This window comes from Paenibacillus polymyxa (assembly GCF_001719045.1).
Lineage (GTDB): Bacteria > Bacillota > Bacilli > Paenibacillales > Paenibacillaceae > Paenibacillus > Paenibacillus polymyxa_B.
The window spans coordinates 3,833,378-3,845,270 of the sequence record NZ_CP015423.1; the positions used below are offsets into that span (position 1 = coordinate 3,833,378).

12 protein-coding genes are annotated in these 11,893 nt (G+C 43.2%); 6 read left to right on the forward strand and 6 right to left on the reverse strand.

The features are described 5' to 3' along the window. The first annotated feature begins 58 nt into the window (after positions 1–58). Entirely contained in the window at positions 59–1,537 is a 1,479-nt protein-coding gene (locus tag AOU00_RS17125) for a protein adenylyltransferase SelO (RefSeq protein ID WP_069291156.1), read from the forward strand. A 104-nt stretch (positions 1,538–1,641) separates the two neighbouring features. On the opposite strand, the gene AOU00_RS17130 is transcribed toward AOU00_RS17125, so the two are convergent. The 6 genes from AOU00_RS17130 to AOU00_RS17155 form a co-directional block, all read right to left on the reverse strand. Continuing rightward, positions 1,642–2,058 carry a DUF4280 domain-containing protein gene (locus AOU00_RS17130; RefSeq protein WP_013308879.1) on the reverse strand — a complete coding sequence of 139 codons (417 nt, stop codon included), beginning with the start codon at positions 2,056–2,058 and terminating at the stop codon, positions 1,642–1,644. 5 nt (positions 2,059–2,063) lie between these two features. Continuing rightward, positions 2,064–2,594, reverse strand: coding sequence for a hypothetical protein (locus AOU00_RS17135; protein WP_172828298.1), 531 nt, complete (start codon positions 2,592–2,594; stop codon positions 2,064–2,066). Next, the gene (locus tag AOU00_RS17140; RefSeq protein ID WP_069291157.1) at positions 2,591–3,853 is read right to left on the reverse strand and encodes a pentapeptide repeat-containing protein; all 1,263 of its coding nucleotides are present in this window, start codon (positions 3,851–3,853) and stop codon (positions 2,591–2,593) included. Before AOU00_RS17140 ends, AOU00_RS17135 begins: the two co-directional genes overlap by 4 nt. A gap of 12 nt (positions 3,854–3,865) precedes the next feature. Beyond that, positions 3,866–5,281, reverse strand: coding sequence for a phage baseplate assembly protein V (locus AOU00_RS17145; RefSeq protein ID WP_069291158.1), 1,416 nt, complete (start codon positions 5,279–5,281; stop codon positions 3,866–3,868). Continuing rightward, on the reverse strand, positions 5,278–5,958 hold the full coding sequence (locus tag AOU00_RS17150) for a hypothetical protein (RefSeq protein WP_069291159.1): 681 nt from the start codon (positions 5,956–5,958) through the stop codon (positions 5,278–5,280). Before AOU00_RS17150 ends, AOU00_RS17145 begins: the two co-directional genes overlap by 4 nt. A gap of 166 nt (positions 5,959–6,124) precedes the next feature. After that, positions 6,125–7,000 carry an SDR family NAD(P)-dependent oxidoreductase gene (locus AOU00_RS17155; protein ID WP_069291160.1) on the reverse strand — a complete coding sequence of 292 codons (876 nt, stop codon included), beginning with the start codon at positions 6,998–7,000 and terminating at the stop codon, positions 6,125–6,127. A 199-nt stretch (positions 7,001–7,199) separates the two neighbouring features. Here AOU00_RS17155 and AOU00_RS17160 point away from each other — a divergent pair, with 199 nt between their 5' ends. The 5 genes from AOU00_RS17160 to AOU00_RS17180 all read left to right on the forward strand — a co-directional run bounded on the left by AOU00_RS17160 (position 7,200) and on the right by AOU00_RS17180 (position 11,595). After that, the gene (locus AOU00_RS17160) at positions 7,200–7,667 is read left to right on the forward strand and encodes a MarR family winged helix-turn-helix transcriptional regulator (RefSeq protein WP_069291161.1); all 468 of its coding nucleotides are present in this window, start codon (positions 7,200–7,202) and stop codon (positions 7,665–7,667) included. Positions 7,668–7,715: 48 nt separating this feature from the next. Next, positions 7,716–8,162 (forward strand): GNAT family N-acetyltransferase, encoded by a 447-nt coding sequence (locus tag AOU00_RS17165; RefSeq protein WP_069291162.1) that lies wholly within the window; start codon positions 7,716–7,718, stop codon positions 8,160–8,162. Between the two features lie 471 nt (positions 8,163–8,633). Next, positions 8,634–10,013 carry an amino acid permease gene (locus tag AOU00_RS17170; protein ID WP_061831603.1) on the forward strand — a complete coding sequence of 460 codons (1,380 nt, stop codon included), beginning with the start codon at positions 8,634–8,636 and terminating at the stop codon, positions 10,011–10,013. A gap of 530 nt (positions 10,014–10,543) precedes the next feature. Next, on the forward strand, positions 10,544–10,687 hold the full coding sequence (locus AOU00_RS25895) for a hypothetical protein (protein WP_155765246.1): 144 nt from the start codon (positions 10,544–10,546) through the stop codon (positions 10,685–10,687). 200 nt (positions 10,688–10,887) lie between these two features. Beyond that, positions 10,888–11,595, forward strand: coding sequence for a hypothetical protein (locus AOU00_RS17180; protein ID WP_069291164.1), 708 nt, complete (start codon positions 10,888–10,890; stop codon positions 11,593–11,595). Positions 11,596–11,893: the final 298 nt, after the last annotated feature.

Here is an 11,893-nt window from a genome sequence, read left to right on the forward strand (position 1 = left end):
GACAGAAGTAAAAACTAAAATGGGAAAACCTAAGATACGCAGCAGAAAAGGAGACACTATGACGGAGAAAAAAGAAATAGCAGATCAAATAGGGTGGAACTTCGACAACAGTTATTCTCGTTTGCCGGAATCATTGTTTACAAAGCTCAACCTGACTCCTGTCCGCTCACCCAAGCTGATTATACTTAATCATCCGTTGGCAGCATCACTGGGGTTGAACGGTACAGCGCTGCAAAGGAATGATGGCGTAGCGGGGCTGGCCGGTAACCAGGTTCCAGAAGGAGCCGCACCTCTTGCTCAAGCTTACGCAGGGCATCAATTCGGGCATTTTAACATGTTAGGAGACGGTCGTGCTCTGCTGCTTGGCGAACAGATCACTCCCTTGGGTGAACGGGTTGATATTCAGCTCAAGGGCTCAGGCAGAACGCCATACTCCCGTGGTGGTGACGGCCGTGCGGCACTTGGTCCGATGCTTCGCGAATACATCATCAGTGAGGCGATGCATGCGTTAGGTATTGCTACCACCCGCAGCTTGGCGGTGGTATCCACGGGTGAGTCGATCATCCGGGAAACCGAGCAGCCCGGAGCCATTCTGACCCGTGTGGCTGGCAGTCATCTTCGCGTCGGCACCTTTCAATACGTCTCAGCATGGGGCACGTCCCAAGATCTCCGTGCTCTGGCTGATTATACCTTGGAAAGACACTACCCGGAAGTTGCCAATGACGAAAACCGTTACCTTTCACTGCTTCAGGAAGTGATTAAGCGTCAAGCCGAGCTGATTGCCAAATGGCAGCTAGTTGGTTTTATTCATGGGGTGATGAACACCGACAATATGACCCTTAGCGGAGAAACCATTGATTATGGTCCTTGCGCCTTCATGGATACCTATGATCCTGAGACGGTGTTCAGTTCCATCGACAGGCAGGGACGCTATGCTTATGCCAATCAGCCGCATATTGCTGCGTGGAATCTCGCGAGATTTGCTGAGACGCTCTTGCCACTGCTGCATGACAACAGGGAGCAGGCTGTCACACTGGCTGAGGATGCAATTTCAGATTTTGTAAAAATGTTTCACCATCATTGGCTTGCAGGAATGCGGGCGAAGCTAGGGATCTTTAACGAAGAGCAGGAGGATGAATCTCTTATTGAGGAGCTTCTGAGTATCATGCAGAAGCATCGTGCCGACTACACCAATACCTTCCGTGCCCTAACTTTGAACAAGCTGGAGGATACGCTTCTGTTCAGCACTGCGGAATTTACCCAGTGGCACGAGCAGTGGCAGGCGAGACTGGGCAGACAGCAGGAATCACAAGCCTCCTCGCGTCAGCTGATGCGCAGCAGTAATCCTGCAATCATCCCACGCAACCACCGGGTAGAAGAAGCACTAGAAGCTGCGGTGGAACGAGAAGACTACCGTGTGATGGAGCAGCTTCTTGAAGTTCTTTCGAACCCTTATGCCTACTCTACCGAACAGGAAATTTACTCTACATTGCCTGAGGAATCCACCTGTCCTTATCGAACCTACTGTGGTACCTGATGTGGAGCGAACGATTTGAAGATAATCTATATCATGCGTTGGTGGAGAAGATAGCCATTCTCTCACCAGCGCATTTTGTTTTTATAGGGGGAGGTTGCACCTGATTAATCCAGTTCCTGACCGTCATTTTCGATCTGTATGTGCCCGCAATAAAGACATTGATGCGTACAGTTCTGCGTAAGAGCAGGCTGGCCTTCGATGCGCATGTCGCTTTTTCCGTTCAACCAAGGCATCGTAAGGACTGGAATACACGGGGCCTTTTTCACTCCATAAATATCGACCATCTCACTGGCTTGCACAGCCGGATTCAGCGGACTGGAGCAATTCCCAAAAGATTTTATGTTCACACCAGGTACATAATCTCCAATATTCATCTGTGCTTTATTTTTAACATACACCCCGTGGCTAAAAGGGCGCTTCAAACGCGTAGGCTGTGTACCGTAACTACAGCTTAAAATCGCACCTGCCACGACATAGCTTTTTTTCGCACCTGTTCCAGGCTGCACACTTGCTTCTTCCATACGGCTTATTCCTCCTTTGTGGCCATCTCCACTTTTTGCACACGAACACCTGTAAATGGACGACGCAGCAGACTTTCCGCTACCGCGAGATTGATATAGATATGTGCTTCCAACAAGCCGGCGATCCGAAATATAGACGGTTCGATTTTCTCGTACTTAAGTACCAGCTGCTTCAAGGTATGGTCGGGATACCACTCGGTTTGTGAGGAAAGACAGTCCACCACAGGTGGACGCAGTACCCAGTACACATCCTGCCTGGCTTGCTGAAAATCGGTAAGTATAGCGGCCTTCCATTCCAGCTCTGGCATGTATTTTTCCAACAGGGCTTTCATGGAGTCTGAAACCAGCGGCAAAGGGAACTCCAGAAAATCCGGATAGACGGTTCGTGGATCTGTATGTACTGCTAAAAATAGGGGAGTGTCCTCTGTCTGAATGGTATGACCCGAAAGGATATCTTCCACCTGCAAGGGAGCTAGGGGCGCAGTCTCCACCTGATGCTTTACGCGCTCGTCCACCATGAGTCGGTAATACCTCATGACATCCACTCCCCTTTACTCACTGCATCTGTTACCTGTGTAGCCAGTGGCGTTTCTACAGCAGCAAGGCCAATAGCTTGGCTTAGTTGGTCATCTGTAAAGATTACCCGGTGTAGTTTTGCTCCTGTAAAATTAGCTTTTACTAAACGTGCACCTATAAACGAAGCGTCAGTAACATCGGCTCCTATAAAGCAGGCACCTGTTAGATCCGCGCCGTTAAATAATGCTCTTTGCAGCGCGGCATCTTGGAAAGCAGCTCCTTGAAGCTGTGCATGTTGAAAACTAGCTCCCTGTAAATTAGCTCTTGTAAAATCCACTCCATCCAATCCTAACGGTTCCCAATCCAGCCAAGCATCCGATCCATATTCGCTATTGCTTATAACTTCGTCCAGTACAGCCTCTTGCAGGGAACAGCCACTGAAATCGGCTCCGTGAAGCAGGCTGTGCGAAAAGTCTGTTCCATCTAGCTGAGCTTCTCGCCATACTGTGCCTACGAGGATACAGTGATGCAATCGACTTTGTTGCATCCCGATCTGGCGAAAGACTGTATAGCGAAAATCCAAGGAGCTGTAATCTCCATCCGATAGTTGAACTTGAGACAGTGTTTGGTAGCTGTAGGCCGATTCTTCTTTTTCCTCCAGCCAAGACTTTATTATGTTTGCATCCATAGGTCTTCGATCTTCCCGGTACACGGAGACACTATGATCCATATACTCTCCGACGCGAATCTCAACAGCTTCTTCACGATCCAACGTCTCAAACTCTGGTAGGTCGACTGCTTGCTTCATAGCCTGACGAACCAGACTAACGATCATCGTATGAAGATATCCCGCTGCTTCCAGCATGATCTGTTCTAATTCAAGTTCGGAAAGGGAGACTTGCTGCTTCAAAGTTTCAGCCCCAAGCTGTTCACGTAATTGAGTCCAATAGAGAAAAATCCAACTTGCATCGTACTCCAACTGAACGGGCTCAGCATCAAGCATCCATAAGGCATCCGTAGCTTCAACAAGATAAACGGGCTTCTGTTCAAGCCATGTGGTGCGCAGCATAGAGTAGGTGATGTAACCAATATGACCTTTACGACCTGTGAGTTGTTTTTGCCGAACCAGCTCACAAAAGGCGCGAAAATGTTCTACTATATGCTGTAATCTTTGTGTTTGTGTTGATTTACATTTCAACGCCCATTCTTTGCGAATGAAAGACCAAGCTTGATGAAGAGCCGCTTGTTGCTGATCTAACAGATCTGTTTGCTTTTCCATTTCTAATCATCCTTAATTTGACTTCACTTCGCTGCCTTTCATGTCTGCCGACCCACTTAATTCGATATGACTGCCATTACAATCCATCCGGAGCTGACTACCTGCGGACAGACTCATCGTCTTCCCCGCAGATAGGCTGAGATTGCCTCCCGCCGTAATATTCACCTGTTTGCTGCTCGCAATATGAATGCCTTCTTTATCGTCCAGTTTGATATAAATAGCGCCGTCCTTACCTGTAACGACCAGTTCATCCGGTCCCAGTCGAATTTCCTTGCCATGCGGGGTACGCCATATTTTCATTTGCGGATTGGAAAAATGGTTATGCGTACTCTTGCGGTCTGCCCGTCTCACGGCACTACCTGCTACGCCGTCTTCTTCCCGACTACCGGGGAAATAGAGGGAAACTGAATCGCCTTTTTCTGGCATGACGTACCAACCGGTATGACCACCGCCACTGTACACGGTAGAATAGTTGAACCAGTGTGCTTGGTTTGTGTCCTGTTGTTCATCACAATCCAGATGAATGCGCACTTGATCCTGACGTACGTCCAGCACAATACCGCTTAATGAAGCTCCTGCCAGCTTATCCTGGTAGTAGCTTTTTTGCCGAAATCCCTGGTAAGAACCTAACACATACTGATGCCGCAGCAGTCCTTGGCTCATGGCGGTGTAGGCTTCCATCACATACAGGTTATGCCCCTGAAAATTCAACTGAGCGCCCAAGTCGAGTACCTCATCCGTTTCTACCTCATAAAAAATAAAATCATGTTCACTCAGTTTGGTTTGTTCATTCTCCTGAAAATAACGAAAAGGTAGCAACTGCTTACGTACGGTATAACGGGTATGATCCAGTATCGCCTGTGCAGGACTGTCCTCAATACCAAAATAAAATTTGGGACTGTCAAAACGAGCTACAGGCATCAGACTTGTATGATAACGGGAGGCTATGCGTCTTAAAAATGCCCAGTCTGTCTCCTGATACTGAATGGCAAGCCGCCCGATGGCTTCTCCGCCAGTAGCCCCGTCGATCACATCCAGCCCTTCATAGTCCTTACCTATGTGCTCCAGCATTTGAGGAATCGTCATTTTCGTATACTGAAAAGAACGAGTACGCTGCTTCATGTCCATCCGGTACGTATGGGAAATGGCTTCCACCTCCAGATAGTACACACCTCGCACGACTTTTACCTCAACTGAGAGGGCAATCCCACTAAATAGCGGCTTGCTTGCGCCAGATTCATCTTGTTGGCTGACTTCAATGATGGTATTTTTTTCTGTCGTTTCCACGTAACTGTCTTGCAAGTCTTCGGGGATAACACCTGTAAAATAAAGCCGAGTATGCTCGTTAACTTTTTTCGTTAAGGTGAGCTCTTCTAGATCCATTTGTTCATAAGGGTGAATTTGAATTTGATCGTATCCCAGACTCATGGTGTAGTCATTCCTTTCTCATTTATAGAATAGGCGGAGGGTGGAAGGACAGAAAGGGATTGAACCCAGTATTCTGCTACAGGTAACCAGACTTCGAGATCTGCCTCCAGACAGCTAAAGGAACCTATGACAACTCGTCCATTGTGGATAAAGAGCAGCATTTCGTTGTATAGATTACCGTCGATCCCCGCCACCACAAAACGAATCTGTCCAACTGAAAGTCCGGAACAGTTGGTGACCATTTCGGTACCTAACCAGTTGCGAATCGGTTGTACAGACCGTAGAATATCCGCCATTTGCTCTACAAAATTGGGCAGTTCTTCCGCTTCCAGAGCGGTATCTGTAGGATTAAAAGTGATATTGATGGTCTCCTCAGATGAGGTATAAATGACCTTTGGTCGATGCTCTGAAGGATATTTGATTATAGCTTGCTCCATTGGCATAGGAGTAAAGGACTTGGGGATGTAGAAACCAATCTCTCCGTGTAGTATTGTAATGGGCTCCAACGTGAGATAATCATTTTCAACATGAAGTAGCTTTGTTTCTTCAAACATGGAACCGTCCTGTTCCGATTTCTGAGTTTGAGCTGGGATGGATTTCACATTATCGTTATTAGCTGTCTTCTGATCCACCATTTTAGCTTTGAGGCTAAGTATATGCTCGTCTAGATAGTTCATAGAAAGCCCCCTTTTAGGAAAAATACGCGTTTGTACTTGAATATGTAAAGATGAGAGGAGATATTTAAGTACAGAACCAACATATGTATTTATCGGTTAAAAGAGAGATTTAGTTTACAAAATGAACCATTCGTTGGAGGAGCATTGTTCAATATTAGATTCTATTTCATTCCATAACGCCTTTTTGCCGTAATAATTCGGTTGTAGTATTCCAAAGTAGGCGTTGCATCTTGATATCCCCACCAGGATATGTCGGCACAATCGGCTTACCAGTACCAACATTAAAATATCCGCCTGTCACTTCTTGATATTGGGATTCTGTTGCTAAACGAATAATGATGTCCGCTCCTTTCCGTGGGTCTCCGATATGCAAAGCGTTCAATATTTTCGCAAGTATCGAAGAAAATCCTAACTCGCGACCAAGGCCGGTAACGTTAAAGCCTGGATTAAGTGCGTTAACTACGATTCCAGTTCCATCTAGCTGACGTCCAAGTTCTTCTGTAAACATGATATTAAGAAGCTTGGTCTTTCCGTATATCTTAGATGAACCTCTTGCGGTAAATACAGATGTATCTGTTAAATCCTCCGGTAATTTTAATTCACCATGGTTGCGTGATGCTTCAGAAGCCACATTGACGATCCTAGCATTAGTGGATTCCATGAGTGAATTGAGTAGTGTATGCGTTAACAGCCACGGGGCAAGATAGTTTACGGCTATCATTTCTGCCAAACCCTCTGAGGTTATTCGCTGTTCAAATCCATGTAATCCAGCATTGTTCACTAATACATCAATCTTTGGATAATTAGCTTTAATTTCATCTCCCATACGTTTGACATCTTTCATAAGAGACAGGTCCCCGAAAAAAAAGTCTACCTTTGTACTTGGCGCCAGATCTTTTAAAATATTTTTAGTCATTTCAGCACGTTTTTCATTTCTGGCTGTTAAGACTAGATGTGTCCCACGTTTGGCTAATTCAATTGCTACCCATTGTCCAAGACCGTTAGTAGCACCAGTGATTACAATAATCGGGTATATCGACATATAGATCATCCTCCAAATTCTCGATCCAATTACATCCATATTCATGTCTATGCTTTACGGTTGTGGATGCTTTATAATGTAGATCTTCTGCTTGACACTTACCAAAGTTGAAAATATGATTGATATATATCAAGTATATGTATTTTGATTGATATATGTCAAATATATATTCGAACTCATTCAAATAAGGTGGAGACATATGGATAATAAAACTCAACATCCAGATTCTACAAGAGAGCAATTAGAACTGAATCTTGGTGAACAACTTAATGCACTTATAAGCGCGTCGCATGCACTCAATGTAAAAACTGCGGCACTTTTCGATCCATCATTACAACCTGCAGCTTTTCTGATTGTACGTTGTCTCCTGTCATACGGTCCGGCAAGCGCTACATTTTTGGCGGAATCCACCGCTATGGATCGAAGCTCTGTCAGCCGTCTTGTTACTCAGCTTAAACACTTGAATTATGTAAAAAGTGAAACTCATCCTGAGGATCGTCGGGGAGTGTTGATATCCCTGACAGCCAATGGTCGTGAAAAAGCCTTGGAAGCTTTAAAAGAAAAAGAAAAAGAGTTTTATCAACGTATTTCAACATGGGGGGATTCTAAACTTAAAGCGTTCATCGAGATGCTGAAGTGTTTTAACGGGTATGATTGCGAGGATTAATGATTCAACATAAAGCATCATATGATGAAAAAAGGAGGCATTTCAAAAGTGAAAGAAAAAAATGTTAGGGAAATTAGAGTCTCTGATTATCATGATATTTATTTGTTGAACCAAGATTTTAACCCCAATATATATCTATTTCCTGAAGAAAAAGTAAAAGAGAAGATTGAAATGATTATAAAAAAATCAAAAGATGTGATCTTTGTTTATGAAGAAAATAACGAGGTGTTAGGATATATTCATGGAAGCCCACATGAATTACTTTTTTCTGAATCTTTGGTAAATGTACTAGGATTTGTTGTTAAAGAAAAGTATAGAAATCAAGGTGTAGGTAGCATGTTGATTGAGCGTCTTGAACAGTGGGGGAAGTCCCATGGATTTTCCGGGATCAAACTGTTATCTCATCCAAGTAGGATACAGGCTCACAGGTTCTACGAACGACGTGGCTATATGTTTACCAAGGATCAAAAAAATTTTATAAAAAATCTCAAATAAATACATATTCACTAGTTATATCACAAGGCAATGTTTGAAATGTTGCTCTTTCATTCGGATTTCATGTTTTCCACTGTATGAATACAGATTTAAATAGGCTTAATATCGTGATATTTATCATTGAAAAAATATGTATGTTTAGCACTCTAATGCATTGCATTAAATTGACCATTGTTCAGAAAATATGAATAGCCTTCCTTTCCATTTCATGCCTAAAAATGTCTGCTAATTAGCAGTTGTATTTAGGCGTTTTTTGTCATACAATGCATCTAATGCTACGGACTCGGTCTTAGAAACAGTAAGGTTTGGACGGTAAATAGGACGTGGTTTCCTTGTATATTTACGAATCGTGGAACTACTTTGTAGTCGTTCACTCACGACCACGTCAGTCTGAAAAATTAATAATGTTTGGGGACAGTTTTCCGGATCATTAGCGTTTGATGATGAACATATACGAAGGGGAGCGTTCTTTTGGAATCGAAACAATTAACGAGAGGGCTAAAGCCACGGCACGTTGAGTTGATTGCGCTTGGAGGTACGATTGGCGTCGGTTTGTTTATGGGGTCGGCAAGTACGATAAAATGGGCAGGTCCCTCAGTGCTGTTGGCATATCTCTTAGCTGGGATTATTATGTTTTTTGTCATGCGGATCATGGGGGAAATGCTGATTCTTGAACCGGTGACAGGCTCATTCGCTACATTTGCTCATAAATATATCAGCCCTTTAGCCGGTTTCTTGACCGCCTGGAGCTATTGGTTTTTATGGGTTACCGTAGGGATGGCAGAAGTCACTGCGATTGGGGTATATGTGGGCTACTGGTTCCCAGATATCCCGCAATGGTTGCCGGCTTTGGCAGGTGTAATTATTATTGCATTGGCCAATTTGGCGGCTGTGAAATTTTATGGAGAATTTGAGTTTTGGTTTGCGATGATTAAAATTGTCGCCATTATCTTCATGCTAGTAGTTGGTACGGGGATGATCTTCTTTGGACTCGGTAACGGTGGACAACCGATAGGTCTATCCAATCTGTACAGCCAGGGAGGCTTCTTTGCAGGTGGTTTGAAAGGGTTCCTATTTGCACTCTGCATTGTAACAGCGGCTTACCAAGGGATAGAGATGGTGGGTATTACGGCAGGTGAAGCTGAAAATCCGAAGATGACACTGCGAAAAGCCATTAAAAACATCATCTGGCGTATTTTGATTTTCTACGTGGGTGCAATCTTTGTCATTGTTACGATTTATCCTTGGAACCAAATAGGCGAGATCGGCAGCCCATTTGTTCTGACTTTTGCCAAGGTAGGAATTGTGGCTGCTGCGGGTATCATTAACTTTGTTGTACTTACAGCTGCGATGTCTGGTTGTAACAGTGGTATTTACAGTGCGGGCAGAATGTTATATACATTGGCTAAGAACGGACAAGCTCCTAAGTTCTTTGGGAAAGTTTCTCCAAGCGGCGTCCCTAGAAATAGTATAATAACGACCATTTCCTTGCTGCTGGTAGGGGTGTTATTTAACTATTTAATGCCTGATTCCAAACTGTTTCTGTATATTTACAGCGCCAGTGTTCTTCCAGGCATGGTACCGTGGTTTGCATTAGCCATCAGTCAATTTAAATTCAGGAAAAAGTGGAAGGACGAAATGAAGGATCACACCTTTAAATCTCGTTTTTTTCCGATCAGTAATTACATCACTATTGTCTTTTTGTTGCTTGTGATCGTTGGAATGTGGTTTAATCCAGACACACGCTTGTCGTTGATTGTCGGGGCAACATTCATGGCGATCGTCATTGTTGGATATTTCGTCTTTGGCATAGGAAAGCGGCAGAGAATTGAAGAATTAGAGGAAAACTAAAAGATTGCTAAATACGTAACATTTGCCGAGCGCAATTCAGATGATCCTGAGTTCGCTCGGCTTTTCTTTTATATGACGAGGGAGGGGCTACGAAAGGGTTGTTACTGAGGTATAGAACCTGTGGTTATCCTGTTCGCACTACAAGTGTAAATACAAATACAAAAAAAGTGAGAACGAAAATGGAGAAGTTGATTATTGCTACACTCTTACGATTGGCCTTAAGCTCTGTAATTCCAGAAAATAAAAATATAAACCCTAGAAAAAATTGCGCGATTTTGTATGAGTCCCTATAGGTGTCTGGGTATGCGAGTGATAAAAAGGAAGAGATCATAACAACTACAGCAAATATTAAAGTGAGGATTCGGTATATATCCATTTTCTTGAACATAGATAAGTTCCCCCTTCCTATATAACGCCTAGTACATTATATATTTTAAAGGTCAGACCGTGGGACTTCAAATAAATACAAAAAAAGGAGGGAAAATGATACTGGATAAGAGAAGAAACTAAGTGACATTAAAAACCCTTCCGTGAATGAAAAAGCCTTCGTTGCGGCCTATCAAAAAGCAAGGGATGAGACCAATAATCTTATGGATCTATTAAACATTATGGTGTCTACGGAAATGGAAAAACGTCTCAAAGCAGCAACCGAGCAGCAGAATACAGGCCAATAGCTTAAATCATCATTTTTTGAAATAATACCCATACGTACCCGATCCGAGAGAGAAAGCTCAAATTATCTTGAGAACAGCCTAATATGGAAAGGACATAATTTATCCATACTTTCTTCTAATATTTAACTGTTGATAGATTTATTGAAAAGCTATAATGCTAATGATGATTTGAGTGTACTTGGAGAAAAGAGGTTGAGGGTATGAAGTTGAAAAAATGGCCGTTAGTATTCATGATAGGTATTCTCATGCTGTTATCCGTAGGCTGGAACAGTGGAGTATCTTATGCGAAATATTATTACGAATACACTTGGGATCAGTACAAGGGGACTGAAATCAAGACGTACAGGCTGACACCAGTAGCTGGAAGAGCCGGATTCATGGATCAGGAAAAGGCCTTAGCTGCTATTGGCAAAACCCCGAATGTGTATGGAAAGTTCAGTGGCTATAGAACAGAGAAAACAACTGAAATTGCAACCAAGAGTGTAACAGATGAGGTTTATAAATATGCAGTTGTTGATTTTATTAGCGACAAGGAGCCAGAAACTGTAGAATACGTTAATCCAAAAGGTGGAGTTCCTCATACATGGAACGGAACCGATGAGATTCGAATTTTTATGAGAGGGTCTGAGGCAGCTTCTTTGGCAGAGCTGTTTTATGAGGGAACTCCAAGTGAAGGACGCTATCATTTTAATGCTGACGATGTCTACTTAGTTACATTCTGGTCCAGCACAGTAAAACCAATCACTGAAATGTCTGCTGAAGCACTAGTTGAGGAAGGCCCCCCTACGCTTATAAATCGAGAGTTGGTAGGCCAAATAAAAGACAGAGATCCTGCTGCTTATCCGCAAAACGGAACTTTAAACGGCTACTTTTATGTTTATAAGGGTTCAGAGTTTAAAGAGAATTAAAACAGCAGACAGGATTTTATAAGTATATATGTACACGAGAACGAGATAACATTTTGTATTCTCCAAGCGAATGCGGATACAGATGTTATCTCTTTTTTTATTTGTATACGGGATCAACATAGTAACTCAAAAAGATGATAAATATTTAATTGCCAATGAAAACCATTGTTTAGTGATAGGGAATTACGGCTTAAAAAAAGATGGTGAATAGACAGGATAGTAGATTGCCAAAACCACTTTTTTTACTGGCTTTATTCAATCCTAGGGAGATTATTCCGATAATTCAAGTATATACAGT